Consider the following 20086-nt stretch of genomic DNA (forward strand, 5'->3'; position numbering starts at 1 on the left):
CAATGCGAACAGCAGCCGAGCATGGGCTCGGCTCTACAGAACCCCAGCGGCATCACCCCAGCGCTTCGGCGACCGCGCGGAACACCTGCTGCATCTGCAGCGGCTTGTGCAGCACATGCACCTCCACGCCATCCGGGAATGCATCGGCCGCGACGGGCACTGCAGGGTCCTCCAGTACCAGTGCCGGGCCGCGATAGCCCAGCGTGGCCATCTCGCCCAGCAGCTGGCTGGCCGGCAGCAGCTTGGAGCCTGCATCGGCGATCACCAGCGCAGGCATCGCCTCCTGCTGCATCCAGCGCAGCGCGGCGGGGCCGTCAGAGGCCAGCTGCAGCTGGTAACCCTGGCTGGACAGCGCATTGCCCAGCAGCGACAGGCGCGTGGCTTCCCCATCGACCACCAGGATCGACTGGCCGCTGCCCAAGGCCACCAGCTGCTCGATGGGCTCGCCGCCGTCGATGGCTTCGTGCATCGGCAGGCGCAGTTCGAAGCAGGTGCCCTGCCCCGGCTGGCTGCTGACATGAATGCTGCCGCCGGCACCTTCGACGATGCGCTTGCAGGAAATCAGCCCCAGCCCGGTGCCATCGGCCTTGGTGGTGAAGAACGGATTGAACAGGTGCGACAGCGTGTCCGCATCCATGCCGATGCCTTCGTCGGCCACGCGGATATGCATCCAGTCCACGCCATCGCGTTGGCCTGCATGGCTGGCGGTGAGGCTCAGGCGGCCGCCCTTGGGCATCGCCTGGATCGCATTGAGCGCCAGGTTCAGCATCACCTGCTGGAGTTCGGTGTAGTTGGCATCGACCACCAGGCCTTCGTCCTGCACCTGCAGCTCCAGGCGCACGGCGTCGGGCACGTTGCTGCGCAACAGCAGAGCCACCGCATCGAACAGGCCGTCGATCTCGATGCGCTCGCTCGGCTTGCGCGAACCGCGCACGAACGACAGCATCGATTCGGCCATCTCATGGCCACGGCGACCGCACTCGGCGATGACATCGGCCAGGTGGTGCAGCTGCGGATCGTCGGTACGCGCCTTCAACAGGTCCGGCATGATCAGCAACGGCTGCAGGATGTTGCGCAGGTCGTGGCTGAGGCCAGCCGCGAGCAGCGACAGGCTTTCCAGGCGCTGTGCACGCATCAGCTCGGTTTCCACCCGTGCGCGCTCGATCGCACTGCGTGCATCGCGGATCGCACGCGCCACCGCCGAGGGCAGGCGCGCCGGCAGGTGCTTGATGATGTAGTCATTGGCACCCTTCTGCAGCGCCGCCACCGCGTTCTCCTCACCCATGGTGCCGGAGACGAAGATGAAGGGCACTTCCGGCGAGGTCTCGCGCACGATGCGCAGCGCATCGTCACCGGAGAACCCCGGCATGCTCAGGTCGGACAGCACGATGTCCGGCTGGAACGCGGCCAGCGCCTGGCGCAGCTCGGCCTCGCTCTCGACACGCTCGAAGCGGGCCTCCAGGCCCGCCTCGAGCATCTGTTCGGACATCAGCTCGGCATCTTCCGGTGAGTCCTCCACCAGCAGGATGCGCAGCGCCCCCAGGGCGGGACCGGTCAGGGGCATGGGCTCACTCGAGTTCCGGTGCCTGGTTGATCAACGCCCAGAACTTGCCCAGGGTCTGCACCGCACCAAAGAACTGGTCGACGTCCACCGGCTTGACCACGTAAGCGTTCACGCCCATGTCCCAGCTCCGGGCCAGATCGCTTTCCTCGCGCGAGGACGACAGGATCACCACCGGCAGGCGCTTGAGCTCTTCGTGCTCGCGGATCTGCCGCAGCACTTCCAGGCCATCCATGCGCGGCATCTTGATATCCAGCAACAGCACCGCCGGCAGGCCTTCCTCACGGTTGGCGAAGGCGCCGCGGCGCAGCAGGTAGTCCATCACTTCCACGCCATCCTCGACGTGCACGATGGGGTTGGCCAGACGCGCCTCTTCCAAGGCATCGATCGCCATCTCGGCATCGGCCGGGCTGTCTTCGGCAAGAAGAATGGTGCGCAGAGTCGTCATGCAGAGGGACCTTGTTTGTCCGCGTCGATCGCGGGAGGCAGGTAGAAGTGGAAGGTGGCGCCGACGTCCGGTTCGGCCTCGGCCCAGATACGGCCGCCATGGCGGGTCAGCACGCGGCGCACGCTGGCCAGACCGATACCGGTACCGGGGTAGTCGCTGGCCTTGTGCAGGCGCTGGAACACGCCGAACAGTTTCCCGGCGTACGCCATGTCGAAGCCTGCACCATTGTCGCTGACCGTGAACTGATGACCGCCATCGGGCTGCGGCTGGTAGTCCACGCGGATCTTCGCCGGCTCGCGGTTGCCCGAATACTTCACTGCATTGCCGAGCAGGTTCAGCCAGACCTGGCGGATCATGTTCTCGTCGCCCACCACGATCGGCAGCGGCGCGATGCTCCACTCCACCTGGTGCGCATGGCCGCTGTTCTCGGCCTCGGCCTGCAGGTTGGCATCGAGCATGGCGCGGGTATCGGCCACCAGCGACTGCATGTCCACCGCCTGCTGGCGCATCGCCGCGCGGCCCAGCCGCGAGTAGACCAGAAGGTCGTCGATCAATGCCGCCATGCGCCGGGCCGAACTGGAGATCACGTCCAGGTAGTGGCGGCTCTTGTCATCGGCCTGGTCGCCGAGGTGGCGCGACAGCTTGTCGGAGAAACCGGCCACGTGGCGCAACGGTGCACGCAGGTCGTGCGACACCGAGTAGCTGAAGGCCTCCAGCTCACGATTGACCTCCGATACCTGAGCGACCTTGCCTTCCAGCTGGCGGTTGAGCTCTTCAACGCGCAGCTGGACTGCACGTTGCATGGTGACATCGCTGACCGTCATCAGCACCACTTCGTCATCGGTATCGGGCAACGGCATGCGGCGCGCGTTCAGCAGCATGTAGCGCGCCATGCCATCGGCAGTGCGCTGTTCGTGCTCGAAATCCCACAGTTCGCGACCGCGCAGCAGCACGTCGGACAGGCGCTGGCGCACTACGGCGTCCTTCCAGGCGCCGTCACCGACGGCTTCCAGCAACAGGCCATCGGCACGCTCGTCCTGAAGCCCGTACAACTCGGCGAAGGCCGGGTTATGCAGCTGCACGCGCAGGTCGCCGTCGAGCAGCACGATGGGTTCACGAACGGTCTGCAGCACCGAGGCGGCGCGTGCGGCCGAGCGCAGCGACTGCCGTTCGGCATGCAGGCGGCGGCCGATCTGCCGCTGCAGCAGCCACAGCACGAGACCAAGCAGCGCCAGCTGCACCACCAGCGAACTCCACGACACCAGCTCGGTCTGCTTGCGCTGGCGCGCGGCCTGCTCGGCACGCAATGTCAGCAGTTTCTGCTCGCTGTCCTGCAGTTCTTCAACCAGTCCACGAATCGGGTAGCGCGTGCTGAGATCCTGCACCAGTTCGCGCTGGTCGCTGTTGGGCTCGGATCTGGCGAGCTCACGGGCAAGTGCCATGCGCCCTTCCAGCATCGATTCGATGCGGCCGATCCGGATCAGCTGGTCGGGATTGTCGCGGGTCATCCGGCCCAGCTCCGCCAGGCGCCCGGGGATGTCGTTGGCCCTGGCCATACGCTCGCGCAGGCCCGGTGCGTCCACGCCCTTGGACAGGGTCAGCGCCGCCGACTCGACGTCACGCACATCGGCCTGCAGCTGCTGCAGGGCCACACTCACGGCCTGGGTATGGTTCACCCAAGCCATCGCCTGCTCGTTGTCCTGCTGCAGTTTGCGCAGGGTCAACCACGGCACCGCGATGATCGCGGCAGCCGCCAGTGCCAAGGCCGGCAACCGCCAGCGGTCCCAGATGTCGTCACTGAAAACCAGCGCCATAGTTCCTCTTCAGCACGGCCGCGGAGCGTCGGCCGGGACCTGCCCAGCTGCGGCGGAACCGGCAATATAGCGCAGGCGGTCACAACACTGGGCTTTCCGGCCCGGTTGGCTGAACGGGTTGGCAATCACACCTGTAGAGCCGGGCCCACGCTCGGCTCGAACCCAAAGGCAGCCGAGCATGGGCTCGGCTCTACATGGCGGCGGGCGCCCCGCTTGGGGCGCCCGATAGGGCTCAGCGCTTGGCGGCAGCGCTGACCTTCAACGCGGCAGCATCAACGCGGGTCACGCCCTTGATGCCCTTGGCGGTGGTGACCGCCTTGTCCTTCTCTGCCTGGGTGGCCACGGCACCGCTCAGGCTGACCACGCCGTTCACCGTTTCCACCTTGATTTCGGTGCCCGGAACGTTGCTGCTGGCAAGCAGGTCGGCCTTCACCTTGGTGGTGATCCAGGTATCGGTCACCGGCTCGTTGGAATCGTGGCGATCAGCATGGGTCGCCGGATGCGCACTGGTCGGCGGGCTCTTTGCAGCCGGATCCTTGGCGAACGCGGCCGAGGAGGACAGCGCCAGGCCCAGCGTCAGGGCAGAAGCAATCAGCGTGCGGGTGGTATTGCTCATCGTGTCGTACTCCTTCGGAATGTGCTGCCAGTCTGGACAAGCAGACGTGGAGCAGGCGTGGCGTTGCGGTCATGCCGCCGTGAATCGGGGCATCGGCAACGACAACCGTTCAGCTTGGGCTCGTGACCCCGCGTCGTTTACCCTGCCCTTCCCACTCCCGAAGCTCTGTCATGCGCCCCGACCTGCAACTGGCCCTGATCGGCTACGGCCTCGCCGGCCGTGTCTTCCACGCACCGCTGATCCAGCACACACCGGGCCTGGCACTGCACAGCATCGTCAGTTCGCAACGCGACACGCTGCTGCGCGCGTTCAGCGACGTGCACGTGCGTGCCACGCCGCAGGAGGTGTTCGACGATCCGGCCGTGGATGCCGTAGTGATCGCCACGCCGAATGAACAGCATGCGCCGCTGGCAATCGCGGCACTGGCTGCGGGCAAGCATGTGCTGGTCGACAAGCCGTTCGCGCTGGACGTGGCCGAAGCGGAAACGGTATTGGCTGCGGCACGCGATGCCGGACGCATCGCCACCGTGTTCCAGAACCGGCGCTTCGATGCCGACTTCCTCACGCTGCAGGCGCTGCTTGCGGACGGGACGCTGGGCGACATTGCCGAGTGCCATGCGCACTTCGATCGCTACCGTCCACAGGTACGCGACCGCTGGCGCGAACAGGATGGTCCCGGCAGTGGCCTGTGGTACGACCTGGGCCCGCACCTGCTGGACCAGATGCTGGTGCTGTTCGGCTGGCCCGAAGCGATCGACGCGGACCTGGCCGTGCAGCGCGATGGCGGCAGCGGCATCGATTACTTCCACGCCGTGCTGCACTACCCACGGCATCGCGCGATCGTGCATTCCGGTTCTCTGGTGGCAGCGCCCACACCGCACTTCAGCGTGCATGGCAGCAAGGCCAGTTGGATCAAACATGGCCTGGATGTGCAGGAAGCGCAACTGCGCCGTGGTGTTGCACCCGGTGCACCCGGCTGGGGCATCGACCCGCGGCATGGCGAGCTGGTGCGCTGCGACGCCGAAGACAACGTGCAGCGGACAACGATCGACAACCTCCCGGGTGACTACCGGCGGCTGTATGCACAGTTCGCCGCGGCGATGCACGGCGACGGCGAAGCGACGGTCAGCGCGGTGCAGGCATTGCAGCTGATGCGGCTGCTGCAGGCTGGCATGGACAGCGCGCGCGAGGGGCGGCGGATGCAGTTGGGATGATCGGCAGGGCTGCGCCCTGCACCTGCCGAATCAACGGCAACGGCAACGGCAACGTCAAAAGCAAGCTATCCGTGAGATGGCGGGGTGGCTCAGGCCGCGGGGGACGGCGCAAGTACGTCCATGTAGCCTCGGTCGCGCCATCCCTGGCGCTCACGCCCCCGCAACCTGAGCCACCCCGCCTTCGACAGTTTCCTGCGGGCTATTGGAACCTGCTGCTGTTGGTGGGTACCGACCGTTGGTCGGCACTGGATCGGATCTGGTAGGTGTCGACCTTGGTCGACACAGTAATGGGTTGATGGGTTCGGAGCCCTTTCCTACGGAAAGGGCTCCGAACCCACCGCAGTGCTTACGACTTCTTGATCGCGTGGCCGCCGAATTCATTGCGCATCGCCGACAGCAGGCGATCGGTGAACGAATTGGATTCGCGCGAACGCAGGCGCTCCAGCAGTGACAGGGTGATTACCGGTGCCGGCACATCAAGTGCGATCGCTTCGGCCACGGTCCAGCGGCCTTCGCCGGAATCCTCCACGTATGGCGCGATGCCATCCAGCGAGGGATTGCGCTTGAGCGCTTCGGTGCTCAGGTCCAGCAGCCAGGAACGCACCACGCTGCCGTGGCGCCACACCTCGGCCACCTGCGCCAGGTCCAGCTCCATCTCCTGCTTGCGCTCCATCAGCGCGAAGCCTTCGGCATAGGCCTGCATCATTCCGTACTCGATGCCGTTGTGGACCATCTTGGTGAAGTGGCCGGCGCCAGACGGTCCGACACGTGCCCAGCCGCGATCTTCGGCCGGTGCCAGCGTGCGCAGCAGCGGTGTGATCTGCTCCACCACCGGCGCTTCGCCACCGACCATCAGGCTGTAGCCTTCCTGCAAGCCCCACACGCCACCGCTGGTGCCGCAGTCCACGTAGCCCAGGTCATCCTCGGCCAGCGCCTTGGCGCGGCGGATCGAGTCCTGGTAGTTGGAGTTGCCGCCGTCGATGACGATGTCACCCTCGGCCAGGTGCGGGGTCAGTTGGCCCAGGGTCTGGTCGACGGTTTCGCCGGCCGGCACCATCAGCCACACCACGCGTGGCACCGGCAGCGCGGCAACCGCGGCGGCCAGCGAATCAACCACCTCCAGGCCAGCCTCGGCGGCGCGCTGGCGGGCGCCTTCGCCCGGGTCGTAGCCGACCACGCGGTGGCCGCCGCGATGCAGGCGCTGGGCCATGTTGGCGCCCATGCGGCCGAGGCCGATCATTGCAATATCCATTGTTTCACCTTCAGTTGGGGTCTAGGGTCAGGCTGCCTGGCCTGCCGGTAGCCGCGCAGTGACGCAGCTGCGCCTCGCGCCAACGCCGGTAGAGCGTGGTATGCAGATTGTGCACTGCCAGGTCGATCGAAAACGGAGTTCTCGGGTTGCGGTCGAGCAGGCGGGCGATGTGGTAGCCGATGGGACGTATACCGCGTGGGTGCACATAGATCACGAACTGCTGGTAGAACGGATCGTCCAGCAGCTGGTCCATGCGTGCCAGCGTGGCGTGGTAGCGCGGTTCCAGCCGTGCACGAAGGTCCGGATCGCGCTCGAACAGCAGGCGCTCGAAGTAGCGCTGGCCGATACGCGGGATGTCCTGCGCGAGTTTCCATAGTTCGACATTGCGCTGGTCGTACCAGGCCAGGCCGCCGTGCGCAGCCAGGGCCTGCGCGGCCTCCTCGCCCACCGACACCACCACGAAGTTCTCGGCCTGGTTGCTCAGGTCGTCCAGCGTGCCCTTGTCGTACACATGTTCGATGAAACCAGGCACGCCGACGAAGGCCTGCTGGCCCATCGCCGATGTGCGTATCGCCTTGCCATCGGCGAAGAGATCACCCGCATGTGCGCCGAGCAGGATGCTGTCGGTCTCGTGCAATGCGAGGAAGGTGCCGATCGACAGTTCGTCTGCGGCGAATTCAGCATCGAATGCCGTGTCGCCATACAGTTCGCGCTGGGTGGCCAATTGAGCGACCTGGCGACCGACCCCGCATTCGGCGCGCACATTGCCGCTGTAGAACGCCTGCAGCGCCTGGCTGTTGCCCGCAGTGGGCGCGAAACCACGACCGAAGCTTCGCGTGCGCTGCCAACCTTGCACCTGTGCGCCGTGCAGACCGAAGCCGATCCAACCGAGCTGCAGGCCAGAGAAACGGAATCCTGGATTGCCCTGCAGTGCACTAGCGGCACGTTGCGTGGCGGCGCCCAGTTGGAAGGCGTAGGCGCAAACCGTAGCTGGATCGTCCAGCACCTGCTGCAGCAACGCCTTGCGCGCTACAGCGGGCATGTCCACCGGCCATTGCACGCGCAGATCGCCCGCCGCCTGTGCCTCCGGCAGCGACGCGCGCGTGCACACAGGACCACCATGCACCTGCGGTGCACTGATCGCGCGTGCTTCGAAGTGCCAGCCCAGGCGCTGCAGCAGCCCTTGTGTACAGTCCAGCGGCGTGGCTGTCGCGCCCAGCACAGGCAGCAGCAGGGCCACGGCCATCCATCTACCGCGCACAATCAACCCTGGTCCGTGCTGGCCGGTGGGGGTTCGGGAGTTGCAGACGCGGGAGGCGCAGGCGTGCCGGTGTCCGATGGCAGGTACTGCTGCAGGCGCTGGAAGAAGCGGCGATAGAACTCGGCATCGGTGACCGTGCTGCTGGCCACCTTCACCAGCGAGTCGTCGTTGCTGCCGAACGGCAGCGACACCGAACCCAACGCGCCAACACCGACGCTGGCCGAAGTCGGACTCTTCTTCAACGCATAGCGATCCTGCACGGCACTGACGAATACCAGTGTCTGGTTCCCCCGTGGTGCGCAGGAAATGCGCAGCACCAGCTGCTCATGGTCGTCCTCGCGCGGCTGGAAATTCTTGTTGCCTTCCACCTGCGCCGTGTCGGAACGGGCGATGGCATAGCCCTGGCTGAGCAGGGTGCGCCGCGCAGCCTCGCACGCATCCCCCGGGCGACCATCGACGGTACGCGAGAAGGTATCGCTGGAATCAAAGGATTCGCGCAGCAGCGTGCTGTCTGCGGCACGACCACCACAGGCCGACAGGATCAGGGCGCCGGACAGCGCCACGGCAACGCTGGAAAGACGGGAGGCCCGCATGGGTACTCCTGCGAGGACGGTACCGCCAAGGGTAGTCCCGCCACCGTGTGCGGCAGGTCGACAACACCGCCCACGTTGTTCCCGGTTCATGCGCCGGTAGCGCCGGGCCATGCCCGTCGGAAGCGCGCCATGCACACAGCTCGCCGGGCATGGCCCGGCGCTACCGGGATCAGGTCCCCAGACGAAGAGGGGCCGGCAATGCCGGCCCCTCGGGTATACACGCGTCCTGCCGGCTCAGTCAGCCCAGCGGCCGGCACCGGTGGACTGCGGCAGCACCTGCGCCGACAGCGGGCGGTCGTTGGCCAGCAGGTTCACCGCGTCGGCCAGGATCGAGGCCGACTCGCGCAGCAACGGGTCCGGACGCTTCTCGGCGGCCTTCTCGCGGGCGGCATCCTTCACGATGTCGCGCTCGTTGCCGGTCAGGCCGTCGTCGTTGCTGTCATCGGCCAGCGGGTCCAGGGCCAGGCCCAGCTCCTTGCGCATCGCCTGGCGCTCCTTGCGCTGGGTGTCCTGACGCTCACGCTCGGCGCGGCGGGTGGCCTCGTTGAGCGAGATGTACTTCTTCGCGGCCTCGGTGCGGAACTGCTGCACGTCCTCGTTCCACCACTGGAATTCCTTGTCGGCGGCAATGCGCGCGTCATGGCGGGTTTCCAGCTTCGGCAGCAGCGGCGCGAAGTTGCCGTACTGGGTGTGCGGCACGGCAGCGATGCGGGTCCACGGCAGCGCGTTGTCGTAGGTGCTCTCGCCGAACTCGGTGGCATCGACGCTGGCCGGGAAGGCCAGATCCGGCACCACACCCTTGTGCTGGGTGCTGCTGCCGCTGATGCGGAAGAACTGGGCGATGGTCAGCTTGACCTGGCCGAAGCGCTGGGTCTCGCCACTCGGCCAGCGATCCAGGTCGACGATGTTCTGCACGGTGCCCTTGCCGAAGCTGGTCTCACCGATCACCAGGCCACGGCCGTAGTCCTGGATGGCACCGGCGAAGATCTCCGAGGCCGAGGCCGAACCGCGGTTGATCAGCACCGCCAGCGGGCCGTCCCACGCCACGCCCTGGTTGCGGTCGCTGTTGACGGTGACGCGGCCACCGGACTCACGCACCTGCACCACGGGGCCCTGCTCGATGAACAGGCCGGTCAGTTCGATCGCCTCATCCAGCGAACCACCACCGTTGTTGCGCAGGTCCAGCACCACGCCATCCAGCTTGTCGTTCTTGAAACCGGCCAGCAGCTTGGCCACGTCACGGGTCGCCGAGGCATAGTCGGCCGCATTGCGGCGACGGCCTTCGAAGTCCTGGTAGAAAGTCGGCAGCTTGATCACGCCGATCTTGCGCGCCGGTTCGCCATTGGCGGCCGGAATGGTCATGGTCTCGCCCTTGGCAGCCTGTTCGGCCAGGCGCACCTTCTGGCGGGTCAGCACCAGCGTGTGGTGCTTGCCGTCGGCACCCTCGGCGGCCGGGATGAACTCCAGCTTGACCTGGGTATCCTTGGCGCCGCGGATCTTGGCCACGACATCGTCGATGCGCCAGCCGATCACGTCCTCGACCAGGCCGGACTTGCCCTGGCCAACGCCGACGATACGGTCACCCGGTTTCAACGTGCCGTCTACCGCCGCCGGGCCACCGGCGATGATCTCGCGGATCACCACCACGTCGTCCTGGCGCTGCAGCTGCGCGCCAATGCCTTCCAGCGACAGCGACATCGCCTGGTTGAAGTTCTCGGCGGTGCGCGGGGTGAAGTAATCGGTGTGCGGATCGACCGCACTGGTGTACGAATTCATGAAGAACTGGAAGACGTCCTCGCCCTTCAGTTCATTGACCGACTTTTCCAGCGTGGCGTATCGCTTGTCCAGCGTCTTGCGGATGTCATCCGGCTTCTTGCCGGCCAGCTTCAGGCGCAGCCAGTCGTTCTTGACCGACTTGCGCCACAGCTCATCCAGCTCGGCACTGCTGGCCGCCCACGGCACCTTCTTGCGGTCGTACTCGAAGCGTTCGTCGGTGGTGAAGTCCGGCTCCTGCTTGAGCAGCTTGCGCGCATAGGCCACGCGCTCCCCGACGCGCTGCTTGTAGACGGCGAACACCTGGAACGCCGGCTCCAGCTCGCCACCACGGATGGCCGAGGAGATGTTGGCCTCGAACGGTGCGAAGCGCGCCACATCGGCCTGGGTGAAGTACTGCTTGCCGCCGTCCAGCGTTTCCAGATAGCGCTTGAACACGTCCTTGGAGGTGGCCTCGTCCAGCGCCCGAGGGCGGTAGGCGTAGCGGCTGTCGGACAGCAGGCCGTACACCAGCTTGGAGGTGGTCACCTGATCGGCGGTTGCCGCGGCGGGCAATGCCGGCGAGTCGGCCTTGGCCGCCAACGCCAGCGGCGCGACCAGCGCCAGGGCCATCAGGAATGCGGGGGCTTTGAATTTCATTGAAGTGCTCGAAGGCGCCTTGCCAAGGGGGAGACTGCGTGGTGTTCAGACACCACGACAGTGCCGAAAGTTGCCGGGTTTGTCACCCGCCCACATCCGGTGGAAAACCAGCCTAGCGGGGCCGGTGTAGCAAATTGTGAATGCAGGCGAAGGCTGGGCCGGCCCTGTAGAGCCAAGCCTGTGCTCGGCTGTGCGACCGAAAGCAGCCGAGCATGGGGCTCGGCTCTACGGCAGGCAGAGGCGTGCGAACCAAGGTTCGCACCCACAGGAAACAATCCCCCCACCGGCTGGGCGTCAGGAAACCCCTGCGCCCTTGGCCTGGACGTCGGCGTGGTACGACGAGCGCACCATCGGGCCGGAGGCCACGTGGCTGAAGCCCAGCGCGTAGCCGTAGTCTTCCAGCGCCTTGTAGTCTTCCGGGGTCCAGTACTTCAGCACCGGGTGGTGGTGCGCGGTCGGCTGCAGGTACTGGCCGATGGTGATCATGTCCACGTCATGCGCTCGCAGGTCGCGCATGGTGGCCTTGATCTGTTCGAAGTCTTCGCCCAGGCCCAGCATGATGCCGCTCTTGGTCGGCACCTCCGGGTGCTGCGCCTTGAAGTTCTTCAGCAGGTTCAGCGACCACTGGTAGTCCGCACCCGGGCGCACGTTGCGGTACAGGTCCGGCACGGTTTCGATGTTGTGGTTGAACACGTCCGGCGGGTTCTGCGCCAGGATCTCCAGCGCGCGCTCCATGCGGCCCTTGCCGCGGAAGTCCGGGGTCAGCACTTCGATGCGGGTGCCCGGCGACTTCTCGCGGATGGCGGTGATGCAGTCGACGAAGTGCTGGGCACCACCGTCACGCAGGTCATCGCGGTCGACGCTGGTCACCACCACGTACTTCAGGCCCATGTCGGCCACGGTCTGGCCGAGGCTGGCCGGTTCGTTGGCATCCGGCGGCTTCGGGCGACCGTGGGCCACGTCGCAGAACGAGCAACGCCGGGTGCAGACCTCACCGAGGATCATGAAGGTGGCGGTGCCGTGGCCGAAGCACTCGTGGATGTTCGGGCAGCTGGCTTCCTCGCACACGGTCACCAGGCGGTTCTCGCGCAGCTTGGCCTTCAGGTTCTGCACGGCATTGCCCGAAGGAATGCGCACGCGGATCCAGGACGGCTTGCGCAGCACCGGCGCATCGGCGAACTGCACCGGCGAGCGGTTGATCTTGTCACCGCCCAGCTGCTTGACCCCGGCCTTCAAAGGCGCGGCGGACGGGGAGTCGCCCTGCACGATCTGCAGGGGAATGGAACGGGCGGTGGTTTCAGTCATGGCAGTTCCGGGGAGCGGTCAGGCGGCCGCAGAAAGATCGGGCAGTTCGGGGGTGTGCCGCAGCAGCAGGCCGAACTGGCGGGCCAGGTGGTCCAGCAGCACCGGCTTGACGGCCTCCATCCCGGAGGGGCCGCCCAAGTCTACCACCGAGGTCACCTGCAACCCCTGATAGCCACAGGGATTGATGCGGTGGAAGGGTTCCAGGTCCATGGCCACATTGAAGGCCAGGCCATGGAAGGTGCAGCCGCGACGCACGCGGATGCCGAGTGCAGCGATCTTGGCGCCACCGACATAGACACCCGGGGCGCCCTCGCGGCGTTCGGCGCCGATGTTCCACTCGCCCAGCGTATCGATGATGGCCTGTTCGATGCGGCACACGTAGTCGCGCACGCCGATGCCCAGCCGCGGCAGGCGCAGCAACGGGTAGACCACGATCTGGCCGGGGCCGTGGTAGGTCACCTGGCCGCCCCGGTCCACATGCAGCACCGGGATATCGCCCGGCGCCAGCACATGCTCGTCCTTGCCGGCCTGGCCCAGGGTGAACACCGGGTCGTGCTCGACCACCCACAGTTCGTCGGCATCGGTGTCGCTGCGCTGGTCGGTGAAGCGCTGCATGGCGCGCCACACCGGCTCGTACGCCTGGCGGCCGAGGTCACGGACCACCGCCGGACGCGGCGCGCGGTCTTCCGGGGCGGCGTCGGCCGGGCAGCTGTCGGCTACAGCGTCCACTTCACTTCCGGGTGGTCGCGCAGCGCCTGGTGCGCCAGGTCGTACTGTTCGCGGCTCTGGGCCTTGAACACGATGCGGACGGACACGTACTTGCCGTTGGAGGAATGCTTCCAGCTGATGCGTTCATTGACGACATCGATGCCGGCAGCCAGCAGCAGGCGGGGGAGCTCATGTTCCAGGCCGCGGTTGGCCGGGCCCATGGCGCTGAGCTCGAACTGGCCGGGGAACTGGAAGCCGTGGTCGGGGTTGTCGGACTTGATTTCCATGGACCCATTATCGGGCCGCAGGGCAACAAACCCAAGAGTATTCATCAAAGTCAAAGGCGGCACGGGCGAGCCGCTGCGTTGCAGGGAGCCGCGGCGCCCCTGATGGCCAAACGCCAGCTGACTGGAACCGGCACGCTGCTGGCCGGATCCGGCCATGGCACCGATCGCACGCATGTAACGAATTGTGTCCGCCGGACAATGTTGTTTTCGGAACAGACAAGTGATCGGAAAGCGCTCGTTCCGTCACGTACTCACGCGTACCGTGTCGTTGCATAAAACGACAGACAACCGCCCCCTTCCCCATGAGCATTCCATCCATGCGTAGCGTCGCAGTCCTCGGGCTGTCCGGCCTGCTGGCCGCCACCCTCCCCCTTGCCGCCCAGGCGGCCGAACAATGTGGCCCGGACGCGATGCGCGACCACCCGCCGCAGGTCAACTTCCGCGTCGACAACGACCTGTTTGGTGGCCGCCACCAGGACCAGGGCTATACCAACGGCGCGCAGCTGACCCTGGTCTCGCCCAACCTGGTCGACTACACCGACGACCCCTGCCTGCCGCGCATGGCGCGCTGGGTGAACCAGTACCTGGAAGGCCTGCACCCGGGCAGGTTCGAGCAGCAGAACATGATCTTCAGCATCGGCCAAGGCATCTTCACCCCGACCGACCCGACCCGCCGCGACCTGATCGAGGATGACCGCCCGTATGCCGGCGTGCTGCTGGTCAGCTTCGGTTTCAACGCACGCAGCGGCGACCGCCTGCAGACCACCCAGCTGGCCGTGGGCGTGGTCGGGCCGTGGGCACAGGGCAAGCAGGTGCAGGATGCCGTGCACAACATCCTGGGCGACAAGAAATTCGAAGGCTGGGACAACCAGCTGCACAACGAGCCGGTGTTCATGCTGACCCACGAGCGCATGCGCCGCTGGCCGGCCGATGCCAGCGTCAATGCCGGCGGCTGGGGCTGGGATGCGATCAGCCACTATGGTGGTGCGATCGGCAACCTGGAAACCAAGGCCAACGCCGGTGGCGAAGTGCGCTTCGGCTGGAAGCTGCCCGACGACTTCGGCAGCACGCCGCTGCGCCCGGCCGGCGAGAACACCGCGCCGACCCGTGGCGGCCGCCCCAGCGGCTGGTCCTGGCACCTGTTTGCGACCACCGACGCGGCATGGGTGATCCGCGACATCACCCTGGACGGCAACACCTTCCGCAACAGCCACAGCGTGGACAAGCGCCACGTGGTCGCCCAGGGCGGCTACGGCATCGCGGTGATGCGCGGGCGCTGGAAGTTCGCAGTGGCGCGCTACCACAGCACCCGCGAGTTCAATGGCCAAAGCCAGTCGCCGGTATTCGGCAGCTTCACCATCAGCCGCTCGCTGTAAGCGAGGGGCTGATGGTGAAGCGGGTGGGTGCCGACCGTTGGTCGGCACACCGGTTTGCGCCGCTCGCTGCATAAGGCACATCGTCCGCCGGGCATGACCCGGCGGCATTGCCCAGGCAAAGGCCGAAACAGGTGACCTCCAGGCCGCGTTGAGCCTCGAAAGGGTCCACCCGATCACACGCCAGCGACGAAGTGGGCTGAAAGTACAACTTGTCTCATGGCACTGCCGCTGGCGCCACGCTATCTCTGTTAGCACTCCGAGCAGAGGGCCTGTCATGCACCAACACCGACATGCGTTTCGCATGGCATCGGGTATAGCAATCACCGCATGCGCCACATTCCCGACCACTGCGTCGGCTGGCGATCTGGTTGAACACTGGATGGAGACCTCCCAGGAAGAGGTCCTCGCCTACTGGACGAACGAAAGACTGGCTGCTGTGCCCGACAAGGGAGACGCTCCCATCAAGCCGCCGGGGCAGGATCCTCTGCAGACCGACGGTGACCCGTGGCGGGGCACAGGACCACACCCTGTGGGTGTCGGGCGGCTTTTCCTGACACGCCCGGATGGCAAGGACGCTTCGTGCACCGCCACCGTGGTCGACAGCCTTGGTGGCGACATCCTGGTGACAGCGTGGCATTGCCTTGCGCAGCTGGACGAGCAAGGTGCGGTCCACTGGAGCCAACACCTTCTCTTCGCACCGTATTTCGAGAATGGCACTGCCCCGCTGGGAAGGTACCCAATACGGCGGATCGTCGCACCGCAGGCCTCGATTTCCGGCTCACTCGACACCAGTTTCCTGCAGACCCACACCGGTGCATCCGGCGAAGGACCGGCGCGCCACGCTGGCAGCCAGGCCATCCGCTTCGATGAGCGACCCGCAGCCGGTCCCCGCGTTACGTTCGGCTACCCCGTTTCAGCCAATGGCATCGGCCTCATCCCCCCGACACCCTGGTACGAATTCGGAAATCCCGAATACACCGGCCAGCAACTGGCCTATTGCGCCACTGCACGCGTTGAACTTTCGGCGTGTCGACCCTTCGGTTCGGAGAAAATTCTTCAGTGGGGCCTTGCCTGCGTGCAGGGCCCGGGCTCCAGCGGAGGACCGGTACTGGAAGACTTCGATTTCGACAGCGGCCATGGAGTCGTCGTGGGGGTAAACAGCATGGGCGTGGTCAACGACGGCCGCGCCCACCTGTGTTCGGCCGAGACCGAGGCACTGGCTGAGCGTGCCTACCGGTACATCCAGCAGCAGACCCCCTGAAGCTTCAAGGTTCTCCATTCAAGCCTGCATCGCGATTCCAAAGGAGAGAAGAAAAAAGGCCGGCATTTGCCGGCCTTTTCCTTCACCACACCGGGGCGTGGATCATTCCGATTCCCACCACATCCAGAAGCTGTCCCACAGGCGCTTGAAGAAGCCGGCCTGCTCGACGGCAGCCACGGCCACCAGCGGTGCCTCGGCGATGACCTTGCCATCCAGGCTGACCTTCACGGTGCCGATCTGCTGGCCAGCGGTGAACGGTGCTTCCAGGGTCTTGGGCACGTCGATGCTCGGCTTCAGGTCGTTGTAGCGGCCGCGCGGCACGCTGACCAGCATCGGCTGGGCCACGCCCAGCTGCACCTTGTCGGTGGTGCCCTTCCAGACCTTGTGCTCGGCCACGGCCTTGCCCGGCTCGTACAGGCGATGGGTCTCGAAGAAGCGGAAGCCCCAGTTCAGCAGGGCCAGGCTGTCATCGGCACGCTGCTTCTCAGACGCACCACCCAGCACCACCGCGATCAGGCGCTGGTCGCCACGCTGGGCCGAGCTCATCAGGCAGTAGCCCGCCTCGGAGGTGTGGCCGGTCTTGATGCCGTCCACGCTGCCATCGCGCCACAGCAGCAGGTTGCGGTTCGGCTGCTTGATGTTGCCGACCTGGAATTCCTTGATCTTGTTGTACGCGTAGGTTTCCGGGTAATCGCGCACCATCGCGCGGCCCAGCAGTGCCAGGTCGTACGCGGTGCTGTGGTGGCCCTGCGCGGTCAGGCCGTGCGCGTTGACGAAGTGCGAGTCCTTCATGCCGATCTTGGCGGCGTAGCTGTTCATCAGCGAGGCAAAGGCTTCTTCGCTGCCGGCCACGTGTTCGGCCAGGGCGATCGCGGCGTCATTGCCGGACTGGATCGCCATGCCCTTTTCCATGTCTTCCAGGCGTGCAGTCTGGTTGACAGGGAAGCCGCTGTAGCTGCCGTCGGTACCGGCGCCACCTTCGCGCCAGGCGCGCTCGCTCATCATCACCTGGTCATCTGCACGGACCTTGCCGTTCTTGACCTCGGCGGCGATCACGTAGGACGTCATCACCTTGGTGATGCTGGCCGGGGCCAGCTGCTCGTGGACGTTTTCACCGGCCAGCACCTGGCCGGTGGCGTAATCCATCAGCACCCAGGCCTTGGACACGCTCGGCGCCGGGGCCGGCGGAGTGGCGACGGTGGCCGGGGCGGCAGCGGCAGCGGCGGGCGCCGGCGTGGCCGGAGTCGGCAGCGGCGTCTGGGCGGAAGCCAGGCCCACCACCAGGGTGGCGGCCAGGGCGGTGGCGGCGGAACGGAAATTCATTGGACAGCAGGCTCCAGGGGACGGCCGGGAATGGAGGGTGGAACGTAACGGCCATTGTAAGGCCGGGGGAGCATGGGCCGGCAGCACCGGCCCGGGCGGATCAATCCTTGACGATCTGCGGCGAACCCAGGCCAAGACCGGCGATGCGACCGACAAGTTCCGCAGCACTGGCATGGTCGCTGGCAGGAACGCGCAGGCGGAACAGGGTACGGCCACCGGCGGCGATGTCGCTGATGGTCGCGCCCACGATGCCGGCGGCACTGAGCTGGCCCATCGCGCGGTTGGCGTTGTCGCGGTTGGAGAAGCTGGCGACCTGCACCATCACCGCGCCGACCACCTGCTGCGACAGGCTGGGTGCGGCCGGGGTGGCACGCACCGGTGCCGGTACCACCGCGCGCGGGGCAGCACTGGCCACCACGGCCGATGCCGGTGCCGTACTGCGCACCGGCGGCGCGCTCGGCGGCAGGCTGCTGACCGCCACGTCCGGCACGGTGCTGGCCACGCCCTGGGTGGTGGCCGGCTGGCCACGCGCCGGGGCGCCATCGGTGGGCAGGCGGTTGACCAGGCGATCGATGTCGCTGTCGGTGGAAGCACGCGGAGCCGGCACCGGGCGCGCACTGGCCACGGCGGCGGCGGCTTCAGCAGCGCGACGCTCGCGACGCGACGGCTTCTGCGCCATCAGGTTGCTCTCACCCGGCTGCAGCGCGCGCACCTCGACGTTGCCGGTACCGCGCTGGGTGATGCCCAGCCGCACAGCGGCGGCGTAGCTGAGATCGACCACGCGGCCATCATGGAACGGGCCACGATCATTGACGCGCACGATCACCGACTCGCCGTTGTCCAGATTGGTCACGCGGGCGAAGCTGGGCAGCGGCAGCGTCTTGTGCGCGGCGGTGAACTGGTACATGTCGTAGACCTCGCGGTTGGAGGTCAGGCGGCCATGGAACTTGGCGCCGTAGTACGACGCGGTGCCGCGCTCGACGTAGTTGCGGGTGTCGTCAAGCACGTTGTACGACTTGCCCAGCACCACGTAGGGCGACTTGTTGCCGATCGCCGAACGTTCCTGAGCGGTCACTTCCGGCTCGGGAATGCAGGCCACGTTGGGAATGTAGGTGGGCGTGCTGTCCTTCACCCCGGGCTTGTACAGGCCACCGGCAGTGTAGTTGCCGCGGGTGCTCAGGTCTTCCTTGGCTGCCGCATAGGGCGAACCTTCCGGGCAGTGCGCCGGTCGCGAACCGCGGCCCTGCACCAGCGTGCCGCTGGACTTGCCACCATGACCGGCCGTGGCCGGCTTCTTCGGCGCGCTGCTGCAGGCCGCCAGCGCGAGGACGATCAAGCTCGGGACCAGCCATCTGATGTTCATGCCGGGGGCAGCTCCTGTCCGGCGATGGCCTGGGACAGCTGGAACACGGCCATCGCGTACATCTTCGAGAGGTTGTAGCGGGTGATCGCGTAGTAGTTCTGGAAGCCCAGCCAGTACTGCTTGCCGGTGCTGCCTTCAAGCGTGATCGGAGTGGCGGTGGCGCCCGGCTGCACCGGCGCGCTGGGCTGGTAGCCACGCTGCGCCAGGTCGGCCAGCGACCAGGTGGGCATCCACTCGGTCGGGTTGAACTCATCGCGGCCCGGCGCCAGCGTGGCCGGCACGGCCACCTGGCCGCCACGCACCCAGCCGCCCTTTTTGACGAAGTAGTTGGCGATCGACGAGAACACGTCGTCGTAGCTGTTGAACAGGTCGCGACGGCCATCGCCGTTGCCGTCCACCGCGTAATCAAGGTAACTGGACGGCATGAACTGGCCCATGCCCATCGCACCGGCATAGCTGCCCTTGAGCGTGGTGATGTCGAGCTTTTCTTCGCGCCCCAGTTCGAACAGCTTGGCCAGCTCATCGCGGAAGAACAGCTCGCGGCGCACTTCGCGTTCCAGCTTGGCCGGATCGCCGCTGCGCGGGTAATAGAAGGCCAGCGTGTACAGCGCATCGAGCACACGATGGCTGCCGGCGTTCTTGCCGTAGCTGGTTTCCACGCCGATGATCGCCACGATCACTTCGGCCGGCACGCCGGTGCGCTGCTGCACGCGATCCAGTTCAGCGCGGTGTTCGGCCAGGAACGCGCGGCCACCATCAATGCGTGCCTTGCTGATGAACATCGGCCGGTATTCGTTCCACGGCTTGACCCGCTCGGCCGGGCGCGACATCGCGGCGATGATCGCCTGGCGCACCTGCGCCTGGTCCAGCACGCTGCTGATCTGCTCCGGCTTCAGGCCATAACGCTTGGCGGTATCGGCAATGAAGCGCGCCCGCGCGGTCTCGAACGGCACCGGGGTGAGATCGACCGGCGGCGCGGTGGCTGCGGTAGCTTCAGGTGCTGCCTCGGCCGGGCCATGGGCCTTGGGGGCGGGCTGGCGCGGCGTACTGCTGGCCTGGGGCGAAGACGGTGGGGACTTCGGCTGGGTCGCGCAGGCGACCAAGCCGAGGGTGAGCATGCAGGCCAGAGTGCGTCGAATCATCGTCGCAGGTTAGCAGGTCATGGATGAATTAAAACCCCTAACACCATGAATCACAACGATTTGCCCGCGTTCAGCGGGAAATGTGAAGACGTCGTGATCGTGCTTCCCCATTCAGAGAGAGGTGGCCGGTTGCGTCCCCATCCCCGCAGA

The 20086-nt window shown here is 66.4% G+C and carries 17 protein-coding genes; 3 read left to right on the plus strand and 14 right to left on the minus strand.

The window, feature by feature from the left end; translation table 11 throughout:
* Positions 1-52: 52 nt before the first annotated feature.
* From ACZK0Z_RS19245 to ACZK0Z_RS19260, 4 genes are all read right to left on the minus strand, one after another.
* Positions 53-1564 (minus strand): ATP-binding protein, encoded by a 1512-nt coding sequence (locus ACZK0Z_RS19245; protein ID WP_049429382.1) that lies wholly within the window; start codon positions 1562-1564, stop codon positions 53-55.
* Between the two features lie 4 nt (positions 1565-1568).
* Complete coding sequence (locus tag ACZK0Z_RS19250; protein WP_005411057.1) at positions 1569-2009, minus strand: response regulator; 441 nt, start codon at positions 2007-2009, stop codon at positions 1569-1571.
* On the minus strand, positions 2006-3823 hold the full coding sequence (locus ACZK0Z_RS19255; RefSeq protein ID WP_197620006.1) for a sensor histidine kinase: 1818 nt from the start codon (positions 3821-3823) through the stop codon (positions 2006-2008). Before ACZK0Z_RS19255 ends, ACZK0Z_RS19250 begins: the two co-directional genes overlap by 4 nt.
* 232 nt (positions 3824-4055) lie before the next feature.
* On the minus strand, positions 4056-4439 hold the full coding sequence (locus ACZK0Z_RS19260) for a BON domain-containing protein (protein WP_049429380.1): 384 nt from the start codon (positions 4437-4439) through the stop codon (positions 4056-4058).
* Between the two features lie 170 nt (positions 4440-4609).
* On the opposite strand from ACZK0Z_RS19260, the gene ACZK0Z_RS19265 reads away from it, so the two are divergent.
* Positions 4610-5653: an oxidoreductase gene (locus tag ACZK0Z_RS19265; RefSeq protein WP_197632644.1), complete on the plus strand. Its 1044-nt coding sequence runs from the start codon at positions 4610-4612 to the stop codon at positions 5651-5653.
* A gap of 346 nt (positions 5654-5999) precedes the next feature.
* On the opposite strand, the gene gnd is transcribed toward ACZK0Z_RS19265, so the two are convergent.
* The 7 genes from gnd to ACZK0Z_RS19300 all read right to left on the minus strand — a co-directional run bounded on the left by gnd (position 6000) and on the right by ACZK0Z_RS19300 (position 13471).
* The gene (gnd, locus tag ACZK0Z_RS19270; protein ID WP_049429378.1) at positions 6000-6905 is read right to left on the minus strand and encodes a phosphogluconate dehydrogenase (NAD(+)-dependent, decarboxylating); all 906 of its coding nucleotides are present in this window, start codon (positions 6903-6905) and stop codon (positions 6000-6002) included.
* Positions 6906-6915: 10 nt separating this feature from the next.
* Complete coding sequence (locus tag ACZK0Z_RS19275) at positions 6916-8151, minus strand: hypothetical protein (RefSeq protein ID WP_197632643.1); 1236 nt, start codon at positions 8149-8151, stop codon at positions 6916-6918.
* 17 nt (positions 8152-8168) lie between these two features.
* Positions 8169-8759: a DUF2242 domain-containing protein gene (locus tag ACZK0Z_RS19280; protein WP_197632642.1), complete on the minus strand. Its 591-nt coding sequence runs from the start codon at positions 8757-8759 to the stop codon at positions 8169-8171.
* A gap of 234 nt (positions 8760-8993) precedes the next feature.
* Positions 8994-11171: a carboxy terminal-processing peptidase gene (locus ACZK0Z_RS19285; protein WP_049429375.1), complete on the minus strand. Its 2178-nt coding sequence runs from the start codon at positions 11169-11171 to the stop codon at positions 8994-8996.
* Between the two features lie 294 nt (positions 11172-11465).
* Positions 11466-12476, minus strand: a complete 1011-nt coding sequence (gene lipA / locus ACZK0Z_RS19290) for a lipoyl synthase (RefSeq protein WP_197632641.1) — start codon at positions 12474-12476, stop codon at positions 11466-11468.
* An 18-nt stretch (positions 12477-12494) separates the two neighbouring features.
* Positions 12495-13205: a lipoyl(octanoyl) transferase LipB gene (lipB, locus tag ACZK0Z_RS19295; RefSeq protein ID WP_197632640.1), complete on the minus strand. Its 711-nt coding sequence runs from the start codon at positions 13203-13205 to the stop codon at positions 12495-12497.
* A complete protein-coding gene (locus ACZK0Z_RS19300; RefSeq protein ID WP_478449260.1) occupies positions 13193-13471 on the minus strand; it encodes a YbeD family protein in 279 nt (92 codons plus the stop codon). Before ACZK0Z_RS19300 ends, lipB begins: the two co-directional genes overlap by 13 nt.
* A gap of 302 nt (positions 13472-13773) precedes the next feature.
* Here ACZK0Z_RS19300 and ACZK0Z_RS19305 point away from each other — a divergent pair, with 302 nt between their 5' ends.
* Entirely contained in the window at positions 13774-14847 is a 1074-nt protein-coding gene (locus ACZK0Z_RS19305) for a lipid A deacylase LpxR family protein (RefSeq protein WP_404830726.1), read from the plus strand.
* Positions 14848-15226: 379 nt separating this feature from the next.
* Positions 15227-16108, plus strand: a complete 882-nt coding sequence (locus ACZK0Z_RS19310) for a trypsin-like serine peptidase (protein WP_197632638.1) — start codon at positions 15227-15229, stop codon at positions 16106-16108.
* 102 nt (positions 16109-16210) lie between these two features.
* On the opposite strand, the gene ACZK0Z_RS19315 is transcribed toward ACZK0Z_RS19310, so the two are convergent.
* The 3 genes from ACZK0Z_RS19315 to mltB all read right to left on the minus strand — a co-directional run bounded on the left by ACZK0Z_RS19315 (position 16211) and on the right by mltB (position 19936).
* Entirely contained in the window at positions 16211-17431 is a 1221-nt protein-coding gene (locus tag ACZK0Z_RS19315) for a serine hydrolase (RefSeq protein WP_197632637.1), read from the minus strand.
* 100 nt (positions 17432-17531) lie between these two features.
* Positions 17532-18794 (minus strand): septal ring lytic transglycosylase RlpA family protein, encoded by a 1263-nt coding sequence (locus ACZK0Z_RS19320; protein ID WP_197632636.1) that lies wholly within the window; start codon positions 18792-18794, stop codon positions 17532-17534.
* On the minus strand, positions 18791-19936 hold the full coding sequence (gene mltB, locus ACZK0Z_RS19325; RefSeq protein ID WP_197632635.1) for a lytic murein transglycosylase B: 1146 nt from the start codon (positions 19934-19936) through the stop codon (positions 18791-18793). Before mltB ends, ACZK0Z_RS19320 begins: the two co-directional genes overlap by 4 nt.
* Between the last annotated feature and the right edge of the window lie 150 nt (positions 19937-20086).

Source organism: Stenotrophomonas sp. 116085_Sma (assembly GCF_056479585.1).

What these genes read in the sequence shown, in the direction of transcription:
- ACZK0Z_RS19245 (WP_049429382.1), bottom strand. Translation starts at nt 1,564, where the DNA reads ATGCCCCTGACCGGTCCCGCCCTGGGGGCGCTGCGCATCCTGCTGGTG.
- ACZK0Z_RS19250 (WP_005411057.1), bottom strand. Translation starts at nt 2,009, where the DNA reads ATGACGACTCTGCGCACCATTCTTCTTGCCGAAGACAGCCCGGCCGAT.
- ACZK0Z_RS19255 (WP_197620006.1), bottom strand. Translation starts at nt 3,823, where the DNA reads ATGGCGCTGGTTTTCAGTGACGACATCTGGGACCGCTGGCGGTTGCCG.
- ACZK0Z_RS19260 (WP_049429380.1), bottom strand. Translation starts at nt 4,439, where the DNA reads ATGAGCAATACCACCCGCACGCTGATTGCTTCTGCCCTGACGCTGGGC.
- ACZK0Z_RS19265 (WP_197632644.1), top strand. Translation starts at nt 4,610, where the DNA reads ATGCGCCCCGACCTGCAACTGGCCCTGATCGGCTACGGCCTCGCCGGC.
- gnd (WP_049429378.1), bottom strand. Translation starts at nt 6,905, where the DNA reads ATGGATATTGCAATGATCGGCCTCGGCCGCATGGGCGCCAACATGGCC.
- ACZK0Z_RS19275 (WP_197632643.1), bottom strand. Translation starts at nt 8,151, where the DNA reads ATGGCCGTGGCCCTGCTGCTGCCTGTGCTGGGCGCGACAGCCACGCCG.
- ACZK0Z_RS19280 (WP_197632642.1), bottom strand. Translation starts at nt 8,759, where the DNA reads ATGCGGGCCTCCCGTCTTTCCAGCGTTGCCGTGGCGCTGTCCGGCGCC.
- ACZK0Z_RS19285 (WP_049429375.1), bottom strand. Translation starts at nt 11,171, where the DNA reads ATGAAATTCAAAGCCCCCGCATTCCTGATGGCCCTGGCGCTGGTCGCG.
- lipA (WP_197632641.1), bottom strand. Translation starts at nt 12,476, where the DNA reads ATGACTGAAACCACCGCCCGTTCCATTCCCCTGCAGATCGTGCAGGGC.
- ACZK0Z_RS19300 (WP_478449260.1), bottom strand. Translation starts at nt 13,471, where the DNA reads ATGGAAATCAAGTCCGACAACCCCGACCACGGCTTCCAGTTCCCCGGC.
- ACZK0Z_RS19305 (WP_404830726.1), top strand. Translation starts at nt 13,774, where the DNA reads ATGAGCATTCCATCCATGCGTAGCGTCGCAGTCCTCGGGCTGTCCGGC.
- ACZK0Z_RS19310 (WP_197632638.1), top strand. Translation starts at nt 15,227, where the DNA reads ATGGAGACCTCCCAGGAAGAGGTCCTCGCCTACTGGACGAACGAAAGA.
- ACZK0Z_RS19315 (WP_197632637.1), bottom strand. Translation starts at nt 17,431, where the DNA reads ATGAATTTCCGTTCCGCCGCCACCGCCCTGGCCGCCACCCTGGTGGTG.
- ACZK0Z_RS19320 (WP_197632636.1), bottom strand. Translation starts at nt 18,794, where the DNA reads ATGAACATCAGATGGCTGGTCCCGAGCTTGATCGTCCTCGCGCTGGCG.
- mltB (WP_197632635.1), bottom strand. Translation starts at nt 19,936, where the DNA reads ATGATTCGACGCACTCTGGCCTGCATGCTCACCCTCGGCTTGGTCGCC.